Annotated in this window: 13 protein-coding genes; 2 read left to right on the forward strand and 11 right to left on the reverse strand. The window is 69.2% G+C overall.

All coding sequences use genetic code 11. From position 1 onward, the window contains the following. Positions 1 to 23 precede the first annotated feature (23 nt). The gene (locus tag ACFCLZ_RS00060; protein ID WP_380282466.1) at positions 24 to 314 is read right to left on the reverse strand and encodes a hypothetical protein; all 291 of its coding nucleotides are present in this window, start codon (positions 312 to 314) and stop codon (positions 24 to 26) included. Positions 315 to 1,138: 824 nt separating this feature from the next. On the opposite strand from ACFCLZ_RS00060, the gene ACFCLZ_RS00065 reads away from it, so the two are divergent. Next, on the forward strand, positions 1,139 to 3,445 hold the full coding sequence (locus tag ACFCLZ_RS00065; protein ID WP_380282465.1) for a SpoIIE family protein phosphatase: 2,307 nt from the start codon (positions 1,139 to 1,141) through the stop codon (positions 3,443 to 3,445). Between the two features lie 756 nt (positions 3,446 to 4,201). On the opposite strand, the gene ACFCLZ_RS00070 is transcribed toward ACFCLZ_RS00065, so the two are convergent. From ACFCLZ_RS00070 to ACFCLZ_RS00085, 4 genes are all read right to left on the reverse strand, one after another. Further along, positions 4,202 to 5,659 (reverse strand): hypothetical protein, encoded by a 1,458-nt coding sequence (locus ACFCLZ_RS00070; RefSeq protein ID WP_380282484.1) that lies wholly within the window; start codon positions 5,657 to 5,659, stop codon positions 4,202 to 4,204. A 119-nt stretch (positions 5,660 to 5,778) separates the two neighbouring features. Then, positions 5,779 to 6,150, reverse strand: a complete 372-nt coding sequence (locus ACFCLZ_RS00075) for a hypothetical protein (RefSeq protein ID WP_380282485.1) — start codon at positions 6,148 to 6,150, stop codon at positions 5,779 to 5,781. After that, positions 6,150 to 6,722, reverse strand: a complete 573-nt coding sequence (locus ACFCLZ_RS00080) for a hypothetical protein (protein WP_380282463.1) — start codon at positions 6,720 to 6,722, stop codon at positions 6,150 to 6,152. Before ACFCLZ_RS00080 ends, ACFCLZ_RS00075 begins: the two co-directional genes overlap by 1 nt. Further along, positions 6,719 to 8,086 (reverse strand): dsDNA nuclease domain-containing protein, encoded by a 1,368-nt coding sequence (locus tag ACFCLZ_RS00085; protein WP_380282486.1) that lies wholly within the window; start codon positions 8,084 to 8,086, stop codon positions 6,719 to 6,721. The genes ACFCLZ_RS00080 and ACFCLZ_RS00085 overlap by 4 nt, the downstream gene beginning before the upstream one ends. Positions 8,087 to 8,377: 291 nt before the next feature. On the opposite strand from ACFCLZ_RS00085, the gene ACFCLZ_RS00090 reads away from it, so the two are divergent. Continuing rightward, entirely contained in the window at positions 8,378 to 8,566 is a 189-nt protein-coding gene (locus tag ACFCLZ_RS00090) for a hypothetical protein (protein WP_380282460.1), read from the forward strand. Between the two features lie 458 nt (positions 8,567 to 9,024). Here ACFCLZ_RS00090 and ACFCLZ_RS00095 read toward each other — a convergent pair whose 3' ends face one another. The 6 genes from ACFCLZ_RS00095 to ACFCLZ_RS00120 form a co-directional block, all read right to left on the reverse strand. After that, a complete protein-coding gene (locus tag ACFCLZ_RS00095) occupies positions 9,025 to 10,614 on the reverse strand; it encodes a Helicase associated domain protein (protein ID WP_380282487.1) in 1,590 nt (529 codons plus the stop codon). A gap of 370 nt (positions 10,615 to 10,984) precedes the next feature. Then, positions 10,985 to 11,563: a telomere-protecting terminal protein Tpg gene (tpg, locus tag ACFCLZ_RS00100; protein ID WP_380282458.1), complete on the reverse strand. Its 579-nt coding sequence runs from the start codon at positions 11,561 to 11,563 to the stop codon at positions 10,985 to 10,987. A 107-nt stretch (positions 11,564 to 11,670) separates the two neighbouring features. Continuing rightward, positions 11,671 to 14,049, reverse strand: coding sequence for a telomere-associated protein Tap (tap, locus tag ACFCLZ_RS00105; RefSeq protein ID WP_380282457.1), 2,379 nt, complete (start codon positions 14,047 to 14,049; stop codon positions 11,671 to 11,673). Between the two features lie 35 nt (positions 14,050 to 14,084). Next, on the reverse strand, positions 14,085 to 14,498 hold the full coding sequence (locus ACFCLZ_RS00110) for a hypothetical protein (protein ID WP_380282456.1): 414 nt from the start codon (positions 14,496 to 14,498) through the stop codon (positions 14,085 to 14,087). Positions 14,499 to 14,737: 239 nt separating this feature from the next. Continuing rightward, on the reverse strand, positions 14,738 to 15,805 hold the full coding sequence (locus ACFCLZ_RS00115; protein ID WP_380282488.1) for a helicase associated domain-containing protein: 1,068 nt from the start codon (positions 15,803 to 15,805) through the stop codon (positions 14,738 to 14,740). 75 nt (positions 15,806 to 15,880) lie between these two features. Further along, positions 15,881 to 17,077, reverse strand: a complete 1,197-nt coding sequence (locus ACFCLZ_RS00120; RefSeq protein ID WP_380282489.1) for a DEAD/DEAH box helicase family protein — start codon at positions 17,075 to 17,077, stop codon at positions 15,881 to 15,883. Positions 17,078 to 17,225 lie beyond the last annotated feature (148 nt).

Raw genomic sequence — 17,225 nt, forward strand, 5'->3', positions numbered from 1 at the left:
CCGGGGGCCGACGGGTGGCTGGTTCACCGGCGGTCTCCTCTGCTGGTGCGGGTGTCGGTGGGCTTCAGGAGGTTCAGCGGGCGCAGCTCGACGTCGAGCTGGTTCATGGCGCGCCGCAGGTCGCGGTCCGCCGTGCTCGGGTGCGTGCCCAGGAACCAGGCGATGAAGTGGCTGGAGCGGCCGGCCGCTTTCAGGATGACGATGTCGAACTGGCGCTGCGTAAGGACGCTTAGCCGGGCGAGGAGATGGGTCATCGGGTCCCAGTCCTCGGCCTTCTCGCTGCCCAGTGGCTCCAGTCCGCGTAGAGTTCCCATGCCACCACCGGATCGCTCAGGACCACAGGGGGGCATGTGCGCTGCAGATCAGTAGCACGCCGGTCACCACGATGGCCAGAAAGGCAGGCCGGCCCTGCAGAAGGTGGACCACCGGCATCTGATCGAGCATCAAGAATTCCCCAATCTGGGTGTTCAACAGTCGGGCCGCCTTTCAGCCAGGGTTCGTCGGCCGCCCGATGCCGCTGACGACCAGCGGCGCGGATTCCGACGATGCCTCAGGGCCAGGACCAGTAGCCAGCCCGTCCGCTTGTCCGACGGACAACGACGGACAAGACGAAACGGACTCCATGAACGAGAAGACGCTGGCTACAACGGGGCGGCTGCGGAACGCTAGCGGGAGGAGGCGCGCGCCGCTGCCCGGTCTCGATCCCAACACAGCTGCTTTGGTCGCGCTACTGCAGGCATGGGTGAACGAGTCCGGGCTGACGTTGGACGCGATTGCACAGTCCTTCACGCCCGAGCAGTTCGGCGGTCGGCCTGCGCCACGGCGGAGCGCAATTGGTGAGCGTCTGAGAGGGAAGGCTCTCGATCGGGACTTCGTCGGCGCAATCGTCGAGGTGTGCACACCAGACGAGCAGGTACAGGCCCGACGTCTAAAGCAGGCCCTCGCGGTATTGAAGCAGGTCGAGGACGCCCAGACCCCTACCGGCTCTGCCACGTCCGACAGTTCCCACGCCCTACTCGTGCGCAACCAGCAACACACCATCGACGTACAGAACAAATTGATGCAAGCCCAGGATGCGCTGCTTAGAAGCAATCAGGCACTAGCTCAGAGCAATCAACTGGTCTTGATGTTGTTACACATGGTGAACCATCTGAACGAGAAGTACCGCGAACTGCAGCGGGAGTCGGACCGGCTTCGCTTCAGCGCATCGAGCCTCCCCACTCAGGACGACGTTCATCGCAAGCTCGCCACCACATCCAACCTGCTGGAGAAGGCACGTGAGGAACGAGCACGCGCTGAGATCGAACAGCAGGAAGCCCTCCAGCTCAAGGATGTCGCCCTTCGACGCGCCGACGCCCTGCAGCACGAACTTGACCGACTGCGTGGGGAACCGCAAGACGCGAGCCTGCCCACGCCATCGGAGCTCACCTGGTGGGACCCGATCCCTGCCACCCAGGATCCCGAGCTCGACGACATTGCCAGGGCGCTGGCAACAGCAAGCGCCGTCAACGACGAGAACGAGCAGCTCACACAGGAGGCACGCGAGAATCTTGGACTCGAACCCGCCGATGACATGTTGTCCGCGTTGTCCGTCCCCGCGCCGGACAACGCGGACAATCGGATCAACAACCCGGAAGCGGAATCCGGCGCCGCCGAAACCATCGTCGGCCTGGGTGAGCCCAACCTAACGCTGGCGGAACTGGCCGCTTCGGAGGCGGTCTTCGGCCAGACCCCGACCGGCTTCATCCTCTTCGACGACCGGCTCCGCCTCCAGCGCGTCAACAACGCCTTCGCCTCCGGGATGGCCCTCGCCCCCACCGACCTGGAGGGCCTCACCCCGCACGACATCTTCCCTAACACCGAGGCCGACCGGCTCACCGCCGCCCTGCGCAAGGTCCTCGCCAGCGGCGAACCCGTCTTCGACCTGCGCTTCCACGCCGCCGTCCCCAACCGGCTCTGGGCCGTCTCGCTCTACCGCCTCAACGGCGCGGCCGGCCAGCCGATGGGCGTCGCCGGACAGGTCTCCGACGTCACCAGCCGGCACGTGGCCGAACGCGAGGCCGACGGCGTGCGCCGCAACCTCGCCCTGCTCAACGAGGCCAGCGCCCACATCGGCTCCACCCTCGACCTGGAGACCACCGCCAAGGAACTGCTGGACGTCGTCGTCCCGCCGTTCTGCGACCTCGCCACCGTCGACCTCTACACCGCGCTGCTCTCCGGCGAGACCGTCCCCAGCACCGGCCGGCTCGGCGACACCGTGCTCACCGACGACAGCGGCGAACTGCGCCGGGTCGCCGTCTCCAGCGTGGTCGGCGGCGCCTCCTCGGTACTCGGCTCGGTCACCGGCCTGCCCATCGCCGAGGCCGGCGGCACCCTCTGCTACCCGCGCCGCTCCCCGCACGCCCGGGCGCTGCGCACCGGCCGCAGCGTCGTCCCCGAGCCCGGCCCCGACCCGCTGCTGCGCTCCACCCTGATCGTCCCGCTGGTCGCCCGCGACCAGATCCTCGGCCTGGTCCAGCTCTCCCGGGCGATCGGCAGCGAACCCTTCGACGCCCGCGACGTCGCCATCGCCGAGGAACTCGTCGCCCGCGCCGCCGTCTGCATCGACAACGCCCGCCTCTACCGGCGCGAGCACGAGCGCGCGCTGATCCTGCAGCGCAGCCTGCTGCCCCCGGGCAACCCGGTCGCCAGCGGCCTGGAGATCGCCCGGCGCTACCTGCCCAGCAACAACAACACCGAGGTCGGCGGCGACTGGTTCGACGTCATCCCGCTGCCCGGCAACCGCACCGCCCTGGTCATCGGCGACGTCATGGGCCGCGGCCTGCGCGCCGCGACCGTCATGGGCCAGCTGAGGACGGTGCTGAGAACTCTGGCGATGCTTGATCTCAGCCCCAGCGCCGTGCTGACCGCATTGGACGACACTGTGTGTGCCATGGCTGGTGACAGCCCTCAGGACGAGGTGTACCTGGCGACCTGCCTCTATGCCGTGTACGACGCCGTCACCAAGCACTGCATGTTTGCCAACGCCGGCCACCTCCCGCCCGTGCTACTCAGCCCCGGCGAGCCCGCCCGGATGCTGGACGTACCGCCTAACCCACCGCTGGGTGTCGGTGGCGAGCCCTTCGAGGATGTCGAGCTGACCCTCCCGGGCGGCGCCGTGCTCGGCCTTTTCACCGACGGCCTGGTGGAGTCCCGCAAGCACCACATCGACGAGGGGCTGCGCGCCCTACGCACCGCACTCTCCGCCGAGGGCATGGGCCTGGAGCAGCTCTGCGACCACGTGCTCGGCGAGCTCAACCCGCACCACGGCGAGGACGACATCGCCCTGCTGATGGCCAGGACCCGGCCGCCAACCGAGACACCGGCACCACCTCCGACTCAATCCCGTCTCCGGCTCTCCAGGCTCTCTGCAGAGCAACCCGACGGCAGCCGCAGCACGCTGTAGCGGCGCTGAGAATGCCCGGAGCCTCCCCAACCGGAAGGGTGGCTCCCTACATTGGCTTCGGCAACCGTGCGGCTCTCTCCCTTGGTCATCACCAAACCGGCGCCGTCAACAGGCCGAGCGGCTTGCCGGCGTTGGAGGCCGTGCTGGCGGCGGTCGGGATCGAGGCTGACGCCGTGTTGGTGGCCGCGGAGGCCGCGAATGGCGAAGCCGAAGATGTCGAGGTCGGACCGCTTCCAGCAAGGCCTGGGTACGCTCGCCGCCTTCGTCGAGAGGGAGGGGCATGCGCCGGTGCCGAGGTCTCACCGTGAGGACCGGGAAGGGACAGGCTCACCGGCGAGCGGCCTGGGCAGCTCGCCGCCCCGGGTTCGCGGGGCTCCGGGATCGTCTTCGCTGGCGGTCCCGCCATGCCCGCTGGCCAGCCGCTGCCCTCCGCGGTGTGGCGCAGCGGGGCAGGTTCGGCGGGGGACGGGCCTCGCGGGCCGAGTTCAGGGATCCGGCCAGTATGGGCTGGCCCCCGGACGGCTTGGCCTGGTGGAAGCATCACCGGGGCGCCGTGATGGATTCCGCCCGATCACCCACGGGCACCGGTCACGGGCCAGAACGGGACGACACGAAGCCGCCGTCGCCTGGTCGGGTGACACTCCCTGGATTAGGTCCGCGGGTGTCGGGTACGGCAGGCCGGACAACGCGCACTGCGCCTACCTGCTCCACGAACCGGGGGCAGGGTCATCGCGGACAGCCGGTGGTCAGCGCTGGTCAACGTGATCGGTCTTCGTATTCGTCCTCTGTTCGGCTGGTGTGTCCGGGGCCGGGGTGGAGCACTCCGGGGACCATCGGATGGACGTAGTCGAGTTCGATCTTCCCGAAGGTGTCGCTGGGAATCGGTGCGGAGTCGTTGTCGGCAATGATCAGCTGGATCCGGGGGCCGTAGGTCTCGGCGAGCGCTTGGAGACGGTGGTAGATGCGGCGACCGCGTTCTTGGTCGTCGGTGTTGGTGCCCGAGGCCTTGCGTGGGGAGTCAATGATCAGCAGGGAGGGCACCAGAACGTCGTGGTGGGTGATGCCGAACTCCAGCAGGGTGAGGCTGTAGGCAACGTTGATGCACGTCACGATGCCGCCGCCGTCGGCCTGGAGGGTTTCGAACGAGCCGCCGTTGATCAGTGGCAGGTAGGTCGCGGGGTCAATGGTTGCCGACTCGATCCACGGGGCGGGGCGGAGGTCGGCGACCATGCTGTTGAAGTTCCGGCTGAGGTCGGTGACCAGACCTTCTCGTGCAGCAAGTTCGGCGGTTCGGGCCTTTTTGTCGGTGGTGGCGCGGGCTCGGCGTTCCTTGATGTCGCGAACGGCCTGATCAATCGCGCGGGCGCGGGCCCAGTAGTCGCGCAGCTGGCTCACCGCATCGATGCTCGCCCTGAGGGTGGCCGCGCGGGCGCTGGCATCGGCGATGGCCTCGAAGCGCGGGGCCACCATGTCCCGGGTCTGTGCGTCGAGCTGCCGGCGCAAGGTGCGTGCCAGGAAGTCGGCCTGCTGGACGCGCTCCTGCGCGGTCTGGAGGACTTCGGCGTCGGCAGCCAGGACGGCCCGGGCATCTTGGAGCTGTTGCTCCAAGGCGCTGCGGGTCTGCTGGATGGCGGCGGGGTCCACGTCGTCGTCCGCAGGATCGGGCTGCAGGCACACCAGGCAGTGGTCGTCCGGGACCGGTCGTGCGTTGAGCCGCTGCATGCAGCGGGGACAGACGACGAAGTCGAACGGGGAGAGCTTCTCGATCGCGGTGGCGGAGCGCTCCAGGCGAGAGAGGTCGACCTCGATCTGGGCAACGACCGCTTCCCGGGCTTCGAGGAGTTCCTGAGCGGCCAGGACGTCCTGGGCGGCCTGCCTCGCGCTCTCGACCGCCTCACGCAGTTCCTGGCGGAGGACCGCATCGGCTGCGCTGTTCTCCGCCAGTTCGTGGCGCAGTGCCGCGAGGGCGGAGTCGGCACGCTGCAGCATGTCGCGCAGGTTCGCGAGCTCGGCGCGAAGTTCCTCATCGGTGCGCGGGTCGGCCGCGGCCAGGAAGCGCTGAACGTTCTCGTACTCGGCCGTCTTGGCCCTGAGCTGCTCCTTCAGCAGGCCCAGCAGTCGTGCAAGTTCCAGGACGGTGCTGTCGGTGAGCCCGAACATGAGCTTGAACAGGTGAGCACGCGCGGGCTTGAACCAGGTGTCGAGGTGTCCCACGACCTCGCGGTCGATGCCGCGGGCTTCCCGGTAGACGTAGGTGAAGAGGTCGACGAAGGTGAGGTCGCGTGTGGTGGACTTTCCCTCGCGGCTGGTGGGGATGCTCTCGCGGGGGAAGTTCAGCGCTTCCAGGAGCAGGGCGGACAGCGACTCTCTGGGGGCGCCGGCGCGCAGGGGAGAGTACGGCGCAGCGTCAGGATTTCGGGGTCGAGGACGTCGACGTGGTCGGTCTGGTTGTCGTTGATGGTCCGTTTGAGGACCATGTGCTGTTCGCCGACGACTATCTCGGCGCGGACCGAGTGGACGTGGTTGCGGACGGCGGGGGTCAGCATCGCTTTGCCACCGACGGCGTGTTTGAGCAGCATGAGGAGGCTGGACTTGCCGGTGCCGCTGGCGCCGCTGACGACGGTGGCCGGTCCGTCGAAGCGGTAGGTCTTCTCGGTGTCGGCTGTGGTGACGGTGAGGGCGATGAAGCGGAGGTGGACTGCCATCAGATCTCCGTGCGCCAGGGCCTGTCGACCGCATCCGGCAGACGATCGTAGATGAGGGTTTTCAACGCTGTTCCCGACTTGTTGAAGTTCCTTCTCAGGAGGTCGATCCGCTGGGCCACTACGGCCCACTCGTCCGTTGTGGCCAGTGCGGTGGCGGCGATCGCCCCTTGGGCAGTGACGCGGAACTCGGCGCGGTCCGCGCCGGTGTAGGTAATCAGGCCGCGGGCGGCGAGCGATCCGAGGATGCTGTAGTAGCGCTGGTCCCAGGGGCCGTACTTGTAGCGGGTCATGCGGCTCTCGACGGCGAGGCGCTCGGAGGAGGTGGGCTGTGTCCCGTGCGGCCAGTTGATGCCGTCCTCGGCCAGGAGACGGTCGAGCATGGCGGGGTAGCGCAGTAGGAAGTCGAGCTTGGCGAGCTTCGTGAGGCCGTTCAGACCCTTCTTAGTCGCAGTGAACCTGTCGATCAGCAGGAGGATGCGGGCCTCGTGGTAGTGGGCTTCGCGCATTTCCTGGCGCCGGGCGCGGTCTCTGATCCGCGCGACGGCAGCCGCATGGTCGCTGTGGCTCGTCACGACGCTTCCTCCTCGGAGGTGTCGAACGGCTCGGAGAAGTAGAAGTCACAGCGGTCGCAGAGCTCGTAGGCCAAGCCGCGCAGGTGCTGCCCATTGGCCCTGAACGGCAGGGCCGTCGAGAGGTTGGCGGGCACCAGGTACTGGGTGAGCAGCTGATTCATGCGCCGGCCGTACGGGGCACCGTCAGCGGCCTCGCTTTCCGCCTGGTCGCGGCTGGCGAAGGCAGCGTCCACCACTTCCAGGCTCGCGTTCGCCAGCTCGGTAGTGTCGCCGGCCAGACCCGATCGGTGCTGTTCCCAGAGCACGTACCAGGCGGAGCGGAGCCGCTCGGCGTGAGCGGCTTGGTCAGAGGGGATGCCGCCGCGGGCCATCTTCTTGCGCAGGTTCCCCCCGCCCGGAGCGACTACGGGGAGCTGTCCTCGGGAGAAGGTCGGCACGGCGGCGAGGCTGGAGGCGAACTGTTCCAGGACCGTGCTGCGGTACAGGGTGCGGCGAGCGATGCGCTGCTGGACCTGGACGTTGTAGCGGACCCTGCTCGGGTCAGCGATGTAGACGGCGAGCTGTCCGCGGTCGCCCTCGTCGCGGTTGGCCTTGTCGATGCGCTCGACCAAGGCCCGGTAGGTGGCCTCGGTGTCGACGTTCTCGCGCTGCAACGTCGCAATCGCCGGGCGAAGAAGCCTCTGCAGGTTCACATCCGTGATGTCCCCGCGGGACGGCAGCTCGTCGTCGATGTGCAGCACGGCGAAGAAGTCCTTGACCGTGTCGATGAAGCCGACCGGGACGGTGATGTCGACGAGTTTGGAGACCTCGGGGACCTCAGGGATGGTGGCGTACGGCTGCTTCCATCGGATCCTGAGGAAGTACCGGGCAACGGACTCGGCCATGGCGTCCACCCCGGCAATGATCTCCGGATCGGGTCCACACATGGCAGAGAGCGTGGCGGCTCCGGTCTTCCCCGTTGTGAGGCCGGCGTTCGTGGCGAGGCGCAGCCGGACGTTGCGGGCACCGTCGCAGGCCTGCCAGCGATCGAAGAGGTGGGCCAGGCCGCCGTCCTTGCAGATGTCCGCCACGTTCCACGGGTTCCTGCGCTTGGTGCGGTGCTTGACCGAGACGAGCTCGACCGAGCCGTCCACGTACGCGATCACGAAGTCCTCGTGCCACTCGCAGACGATGTAATCGATGTTCTCCTCGGTGAGCATGGCGAGGCACGTCCGGGCGGCTACCTCCGCCTGGTAGCGGTAGTTGCGCAGAGTGTCGGACCCGCTGTCCTCCTTCGGGGCCATCCGGAAGATCGGGTGAACGAACCCTTCATCGTCGTCCTCGTCAGGCTCCTCGGCAGCCTCGGCCACGGCAAGATCAACCACTGCCACCCCCTGTCCCACCCACCGCACGCTCCCGGCCGCAGGGGGGACGGGAGACGGAAGATCCCCAGAAATACCACAGGGCCCACGCAGTCCGTAACCGGTTGATCGCATGCGTTACCGGAACGATCTGTAGACGAGGGAACTACAAGAGGCGGCCAACCGAGACTGCTTACTGCCCCCGCCCGCGGCTGCTGCGATTGAGCACAGCGCCTGGTGATGGACGGGCGCCCATGTCGAGACACCACTGACCCACAACCACCTCGGTCTTGCCCCGCGCGCCTGAGGCAGGCCGTGCGAGCAGGGGCCGGTTACCTGCGCCGGGCGGGTGGGGGCGGGCAGCGGGCCGGCTGGACGGAGCTGGAGGAGGACCAGCGGGACCTGCTGTCGGCGATCGGCATCGAGGAGGACCAAGAGCTGGTGGCCGCGAAGGCTACGGCCGAGGCAAAGCCGAAGGTGTCGAGGGTGGACCACTTCCAGTAGGGCCTGGCTGCCTCGTGACTTCGTCGAGCACGAGGGCCACGCCCTGGTTCCGCGCACCCACAAGGAGGACGGGGTGTCCTCGGGTCCTGGCTGAACAACCAAAAAAGCCCGCCGCGGCAAGCTCTCGACCAAGCAGCTCGGGCGGCTGAAGGCCCTCGGGGTCGGCTGGTAGGACCCGCCCGGCCGGAGCAGAGGTCCGCGCCGGGCCCTGAGAGGGGGCTGGCCGTGCCACATCCCGCCGATGGCCCGCGACCTCCAGGCGTTCAGTGGCAAACGGCAGCATCCGGCGCCCTGCCCCGGCTGGTGCCCTGAGGTTCCCCCGAGGTGCGGAAGGTTGCCGGAGATAGCCTTATGGGTCGTGAGAAGGGAGCCTTTGTGATGGCTACTCAGATGAAGGACCCGCCCGAGTTGCGACGACGTACGTGCTGCGGCTCAGGTAAGGCCAGCCAGAGCCACGGTCAGGGCAGGGTCTCCCCGTACTGAGCCAGGAGCGCCCGCAGTTGGAGAGCCTTGCCATCTCCGCGCCCCTGTAGGCGGCTCTTGTTGTTGCGCTTCCACCTGGCGAGCGCCTTCTCCCGCTCGTCGCCGAGGGTCAGGCTCGGCTGTATGTGCCCTCGTGCCACCCCGAGGTTCGCAAGTTGCTGGAGCATCGAGGTCCACTGGTCTCCGCGCTGGTCCCAGGTCCATCCCGGCAGCGCCTCGAGCTCGGCCTCCTGCGAGGTCAACAGTACATCGCGGCGGGTGCGCCAGGAGTTCAGCCATATGCCGACGGACTGCCCGTTCCACTCCTCGCGCTGCTTGATCGACGAAACGGGCCGGCCGGTGGCGGCACAGAACTGCTGCATCACCGCGACCTTCGCGTCGTGGGCCTCCTGGTGCGGGTCCCAGGACCAGCCTGTTACCTTCCCCATGGCCTCGAGCTGATCACCCGGCAGATCGTCACCACGGGAGATCAGCTCCGCCCGCCGTCGGCGGAGGCTGTTCGCCCACACGGTCGCGTCGCGGCTCGACAGCAGCTGCTCCCGCTCGCGCGGATCCGTCAGTTCGGCCCGCCGCAGGTACCGGTCGTAGCTGGCCCAGAAACCGGCTTCGTGCGCGGTCTGGGACGACCAGGTGGTGATCGTGGCCAGGCGCTCGGCCCGGTCGGCCCGAAGGCGACCGGTGCGCTGCAGCCCTCGCTGCTTGCGGCACCAACGTCCCAGATTTCGCCCGTCGACGCAGACCTCGTCTGTGGGGTAGCAGTCGCCAGCGTCGGCCTCATAGTCCACCAGGACCTCGAACATGGAGTCCCACGCGTCGTTCTGCGCCGAGTACTCCAGTCTCCGTGCCGCCTGCTCGCCGATTCGCTCGCGGATCCACCTCCGCGCCGTCTCCTCCGCCTGCGGAGCATCCAGGGCCCGGTAACGCTCTGCCGCTGCCGGCTCCAGCAGACGGAGGACCACCAAGTGGTCGAGGATGTCAGCCGCGGCGGCCTCCGGCTCGGCGAGGAAGCCGACCTGCACGTCGTAGGTCGGGTCGAGGAGATCGAGCGGGGCCTCCCTGATACGCACCACGGTCCAACCGGCCTCGCGAAGCCGTCGAGACTTCGCACTATCCGTCCTGCACGACTGCTCCGTCCCGTGGAAGTAGGAACCGTCGAACTCGAGGACCAGGCGCAGACCGTCGGCCTCGACCACCATGTCGACCCGCTCGACCCGGTTGGAGTGAACGGCATCGCGGTCGATGTCGATCGGTAGGACCGTACTGAGCTCGGCCTTCAGCCGCAGTTCCTGCACCGATGTCCGGCGCATGCGGCAGGTCGGACAGCCTGTGCCATAGCGCTTACGGAACCCTCCCGTGCGGTTGTTCACCACGGCTTCCCACGGTTCGTGCATGGGGAAGTCCGGTTCGTCCTCGGGAAAGTCCGGGCAGTTCCACCAGACCTTCCGGTTCGACGCGACCGTCAGCTCGTCCGCAGTGATCTTGGACTTCTCGACGTTCAGTGTCGCGGCCAGCTCCGGTTTCACCATCGACAACCGGTTCGCATCCGTGATCCGTACTGTCCCCACAGCCACCGTTCCTTCCACCCGGGTCGCGCCGAGGCCACCGTACGTGCCACCCCCGACACTTGGAGCTCGCTTCCCCCGCGCTGGGAGTTCCGTCGAAGAGGCCAAGCTGTCGCTGCCCCGGCGCTCAGAAGATCGACAACATCGACGCATCGGTCGGATCGACACGGCAGATCGAGGATGTACATTCATGCGTTTTCGCAACGCCGTAGCTGCAACGGTGCTGGCCTACCACCGCTGTCGCCACCGACCCAGACGAACTGGAGTGACGTCGAAGCCAAACCGAGTACAAAACTGGCCAACTCAACCGCTGACTGGCCAACTGAAACACTCAGTCACAGCTTGACGGCAACGGCGCAGCGTCGGGCAGGATCTACAGCTCGATGTCCATCCAGGCGATGCCGTTGAGCTCGACGTCGAGGCCGCGGGCGCGGCGGCCGCCGTCCTTGAAGTACTCCTCGCGCAGGGCGTCGGCGAGGATCCGCTCCTGCTGGGCCTGGGTGGCTCCGGCGTCGCGGGCCTCGTAGAGCCGCTGGGCGACCGAGCCGGGCATCTTCTGCGTGATCATGCGCTCGCGCGGGTCGTCGGTGGAACCTGCGGCCGCGCTGTAGCCGAAGGTCGCCTGGATGTGGAGCATGAAGCCGCGCTGCTCGGCGTCGCGGCGCACCCGCTGCTTCACCCGCGGCTGCCAGGCCGCCCGCACCGCTTGCTCGATCTTCGCGGCGTTGGCCTTCGTCATGGGGATGTCGCCGGTCAGCTCGCCGGCGGCGAGGGCGGTCAGGGCGTGGGCCCAGCGCTGGGCGGTGCGCACCGAGACGCCGGCGGCCTGGGCCAAGCGCTTGGTGTCGTTCTTGGCGACCTTCTCCCACAGGAAGCGCACGCGGGTGTTGAGGTGCACTGGGATGGGGCGGGTGCGCTCGGCGCGCTCCAGGCCCTCGTCGATCTCCCCCACGGGGCATCGGTCCTTCCCTCCGCCCCGGCCGGGGCGGCTCGTGTTCGTGTTCGTGTGGCGGTGGAGTGGGCGGCCCGCCGGGCGGGTGCCGGCGGGCCGCAGAGGGACTACTCGTCGGCGGAGACGACGCCGCCGGTCTTGATGTGCCGGGCCGGGTTCGCGTCGTCGGCCAGCAGCTCGGCGATCTCGGCCATCGGCCGGGAGCCCTCGAACTTCACCATCCCAGGCGAGACCCCGAGGCGCAGCGCGGTGGTGAGGGTTCCGTCGGGTCGGGTGAGGATGTCGAGGGCGCCGGGTCCGGGGGCGGCGAAGACGGCGCAGTCGGAGAGCACCGCGAAGGTGTGCAGGCCAGTGTCGGCGGCCATCTTGCGGAGTTTGCGGTGGAGGTTGACGGTGGCGGTGTCGATGACGAGGGCGCGCATCAGCGGGTCCCAGGTCGGGCGTTCCAGGGCCGCCCAGCGCTCGCCCATCTTGTAGCCGTGGCCGCGGGGGCGTTCGCGCATCTTGCCGATGGTGCCCTTGGCGGTCTGCTTGATCGCGTGCAGCACCGCGAGTTCGGCCGGGTCGCCGGTCGCCTTGAGGTTGGCCATGGCGTCGAGGAACGCGACCGGGTCGGTGTCGGCGAGGGTGAGCGGGACACCGAGCGCGGCCATCGTCTCCAGGTATGCGGCGCGCAGGTGCTTGTGCCAGGGGTCGAGGTAGGGGCCGTGCTCGTACCGCAGCCAGCCTTCCAGCGGCTGCGGGCGGGCGCCGAGCTCCGACGCGTAGGCGACCTTCACTGTGGAGTACCAGGCGGGGACGGTCGGCCGGGAGCCGTCCGCGGTGAACGGCGACGGGAGCAGCGGGTCGGTCTCGACGTGGGAGAGGTCCACCAGCCAGGACCCGGGGGTCTTCGGGTCGAAGACGGGGTTCATCTCGTGGACCGGGCCGGACAGCGGCAGAGTCAGGCGGCCGGCGGCGGCGAGGAACGCCATGTTGATGTCCAGGCCGACCGCGTACGGCGCCGCCTGCTCCTGGTCGGTGAGCGGTCGGTGCCAGTCCCACGCCTCGGTGACCAGTTCACCGCCCGCCTCTCGGTCATGGGCAAGCGGGTGGATGTCCGGGACCTCCGGCGGCGCCGGGTCGAATGCCTCCCTCGGGCGGGAGCCCTCCACCGGCCCGGACGTCCAGCCGGCCTCCGTGCGCACCGCCTTCGTCGGCGGGCGCAGCGCGGTGACCAGTTCCAGGCCGGAGACGGCGGTGGAGCCGCGCGGGGTGAGCACACGGGTGGCGTAGGTGCCGAGCAGGCGGGCCAGGCCGGAAGCGTCCAGGTCGTCGGGGATCTGCCAGCCACCGGACGCGAGGGCGCCCCAGGCGGGGATGCACAGCTGGACGCACACCCGTCTGCCGTCCTCGGGGGTACGGAAGATGCGCGTCCAGGGGCCCAGACCACGCTGGGTCAGCAGCCAGTCGGCCTTCTCCACCTGCTTGACGGCCTTGTGGGTCTTCGGCAACTGGCCGAGGCGCTGGACGAACTCCTTCTTCTCGTCCCGGCCCATCGGCGGCAGGCCGAGCTCCGCGAGCACGGCGTCGGTCAGGACGACCAGGGCATCGGCGTCCTTGCCATGCCGGTGCAGGCGCGGCGAGCCCAGCTTGGTCTGCAGCGCCCACTCCACGACGTCGGTGAGCGTGCGCCCGGCCGGCGCGGTCGCAGCCGGGGTGCCGTCGGCCAGGTAGGCCACCAGCGCCTTGCCCGACGGTGCCACGTCCACCACCGCCAGCGGCCCGGACGGGAAACGCGCGGCCGCGGCAACCTGCCAATCCGACGGCCCCTCAGCCGCCGTCGCCGGCTTCTTCGCCGGAGCCTTCCGGGCCCGCGAAGGCGCCGCTGGGCGCGACGACGGCGTACGCCGCGACACCGCTGTCCCGCTGTTCGTCGAGGCGGGGGCGGCTTGGCGGGGCGCAGCGACCGGGGCGACCGAGGCAGCGGACTCGGCCGAGGCATGCGGGAGGGGAGCGGGCGGCGCCGCGGCAGCGGGAATGGTGCCGGGGCGGCAGAACCCGCCCAGGTGCATCGGGTGGCCCTGCGCGCGGTAGACGGAGGGCTGGCCGCACTGCACGCACGGTCGCGGTGGCGCCATCGCCAGGGAACCGTCCGGGTTCTGGTCCAGCATCGGGACGGCCGGGGCGGTGGGCTGCTCTGGGGCGGGGGCTGTGAACGGCTCCGAAGCGGCGGGTTCCTCCAGGGCGTGCTCGGGGGCGAGTTGGGCGGCGATGCCGTCCAGCAGCCGCGCGTAGGCTGTGCGGGCTTCGCCCTGGGGTTCGCGCTGCCCCGACTCGTAGGCCGAGAACGTGCTGGGGCTGACTCCCAGGGCTGTGGCGGTCTCGGTCTTGGTGAGCCCGTACTCGGTGCGCAGCCGGCGACGCTGCGCGGGGTCGGGCAGCGGCACGGCGCGGCGCGGCCCTGCGCCCAGCAGGGCGCCGATCGCGTCGGGGGTGTCGGTCATCACGCGCTCCTTCGCTGTGGAGGTGAAACGGGCTGTCAGCGCATGCCCTGGCGGATCTCTTCGAGGCGGGTCATCAGCCGTTGATAGCGTTGGGCGGCGGCCTGCGGGGTCTTGAGGCTCTGCTGGTCCTTGATCTGGTTCCAGTCCATGCCGTGGCGCCGGGCTTCCATGATCACCTGGCATTCCAGGTGGTCGAGCTGCTGGCGGAGGTCTTCGAACAGGGCGAGGGCGGCCGCGAGGTCGTCGGTGGCGATGGCGGGCTCGTCGCCGTCTGGGGAGCGCGTGCTGGCGTCCATGACCTTGCTCAGTACCTCGACTCCGTCCCACAGGCGCCTGGCGGGCGCCCATGCGGGCGGGTCCTCCTGCAGGTCGGGGCGCGCCCGTAGGACTGCCAGCTTCTCCAGCGCGGCCTCGTGCCGCCGGGCGGCAGGGGTCGAATCGAGTGTCATGGAGACAGGATGACGTCAGAACAATGAACAAACAAGTTGTTTGTTCATTGAGTTCCTTTGTAAGGTCGCCCGAAACCCCGCCCGCCGTCCCACGGCTCCCTGTTCCAGCACGCTCCCACGTCCTGCCGTCCGGACGGCATCCGCCCCTCACCTCCGGCGGCGTCGATGACGCACCGCCGGGCAGGGAGCCGGCCACCAGGACCTGACCGTGCACCCGCTCGGGCGGCAGCGGTTCCCCGTCAGTGGGCCGGCGTCTTCTGCCGCGGGATCCAGCGCATGTGCAGGGCTTGCAGGGCGTCGAGTTGCCCGCGGGTGAGCTGGGCAACGTCGCGGCGCTGCCGTGAGATCCACTCCCCCAGACGGAAGCGGCGCCCTGCCTGTTCGGCGACGTAGTCGTAGGGAACGTCCAGGTGCTGGTGCTCGCGGCGGAAGGTCCGTGCCGCCCTGAGGCCCTCGGCGAACGCGCGTTCCCCGGGACTGCGGGGGCGTCGCAGCAGCAGGGCCAGCGGGTGGTCGAAGGTCAGAGCTCCCAGGAGATTCCTCTGGTCGGGGTGGAGATCCGGCATGAGGTCGATCTGCTCGTCGAGCCAGTCGGCCAGCGGATCCGCGCTGTTGACGTGCAGGCCGGGGAAGTCGAGCGCACCGGTGCGGGCGGCGGCCAGTGCCCGGACGTAGGTGTGCTGCCACTGCCTGGGCCAGGGCGCGTTCCACCAGGGGTTGATCTCATCGAGGGCGCGCTCGTAGGGGTAGGGCAGGGTGCCGGCGCGGACCTCCTGGCTGCAGCCGGCCAGCCAGCGGCCGATCCGGGTGCCCTGGAAGGATTCGGCGACGAGGGGCGCCAGGTGTCCGTGCTCGCGGGCGTAGTCGCGGGCGACGCGCAGGCGGAACTCGATGCTGTGGCGGGGGTGCTCCCAGCGCATGCCGAGCTCGTCGAGGGCTTCGATGCGGTCCTGGCTGAGCAGTGCGTTGCCGCGCAGGGACCGCTGATGGCCGAGCCACCAGCCGAGGTAGAAACGATCGATGCCACAGTAGCGGCTGGGAACATCCAGGTGCCCGTGCTGGGCGTGGTAGCGCTCGGCGCTGGCCAGTGCGATCGGCCAGACGCTGTGGTGGGGGTCGAGGGCGCTGAGGGTCAGCAGGGGGATCACCTCCCCCACCCGCTCGGGGCGCGCCGCGGGCGGACGGAAGCGGATTTCCCGGTCGAGGCCGTCGAGTTCGAGGTAGTCGATGCGGTGTACGACGTGCTCGTCGTAGACCTTAAGGGCGATCATGACCTGGTACAGGAGGTAGTAGGGGCTCCCTTTCATTCCCTGGCCGGGGTCCTCTCCCGGGGCCAGGTAGACGGGGACGATGATCGTCGCGACCTTGCCCGTGCCGGGGACCTAGCGCAGGGCCCGTCCGACGGCCTGGACGATGTCGATGGTGCTGGACTTGGGGTCGGCGAACAGGATGCTGTCGATGGCGGGGACGTCGACGCCTTCGAGGCACAGCCGCGAGTTGGTGAGCACCGCCCGCCTCAGCGCGGCAAGAACGCCGGCTGTGCCGCAGGAGGCGTGTTCGGCGAACTGCGCGAACGTGGCCCGCCTGTCGAAGCGGTCCTGGAGGGAGGAGACCGTGCCGGTCCACAACTGGCTGTGGGTGTCCTTCGGCATCAGCGCCGCGGTCTCGGGCAGGGACTCGGCGAAGATCTCCGCTGACCTGATGCGCGTGTGGAAGGACAGGGTGCGTCTGAGGTCGTGCTTGTGCATCGCGTAGAGCAGGGCGACCTGGGCCGCTGCCACGCGCAGCCCCTCGGCGTCGGGGGTGATGTCGCTGTTGCGGGCCAGGATGCGGCGCAGGTCCTCGTCGTGGATCTCCATGACGACCAGGCGGTAATCCGCGAGCAGGCCCTGCTCGATCGATTCCGCGAGGGAGATCCGGTAGACGACGGGGCCGTAGAGGCTCATGTCGTCCATGGAGGCCACTTCGCAGGTCAGTTCGCGGTTGTCCTCGGGGTCCGCGACGTTCTTGGGGGTGGCAGTCATGTAGAGGCGGCAGCGCGCGGGGATGACGTGGTTGTCGTGGATGACGGCCCACGCCTTGCTCAGCTTGCCGGCGGCCCGGTGGGCCTCGTCCCCGATGATCAGGCCCCAGGCCGGGAGACGATGCTCCGCATGTCCACGGGCGATCTTGTGCAGCGACTGGTAGGTGGTGAACACGTTGACGGGCCCGTCTGCGCCGTCGATCTGCTCAGCGAGGACGCCGAGATTGCCGGTCCGCGCCATGACATCGGCCAGGGCGGGGTCCTGCGGGTCTTCCGAGCACAGCGCCAGGTACCTTCCGGGGCGTCCTTCCGCGTGCCAGGCGGCCAGGGTCTGCTCCAGCAGCTGCAGCCGCGGCAGGACGGTGAGTACCCGCCCTGCCGGGGCGACCTCGTGGGCGACGTGCAGAGCCATCAGGGTCTTCCCGGTACCGCACGCGGCCTGGAGCGTGAGGCGGGGCGCGCCGGTGGCGAACGCGTTGACGCACATGTCCACCGCTGTGCGCTGGTGGGCGCGCAAATCCGTGAGCAGGTCGTGGTCGAGCGACGTCGTGGCCACAGCTCTCCCGAAAGCAGGTGCGGGCATGGCAACTCCGAGCCTGCGGGCGGGTGGCGTCGCCGCTGTACGGGACCGTGGACGGTTCACCCGATCGTGTGGCGGCCCGGGCGGACCCTGCCCAGGCACGGTACCGGGGCGGGGATGATGG

Source organism: Kitasatospora purpeofusca, from assembly GCF_042691725.1.
Taxonomy (GTDB): domain Bacteria; phylum Actinomycetota; class Actinomycetes; order Streptomycetales; family Streptomycetaceae; genus Kitasatospora; species Kitasatospora purpeofusca_B.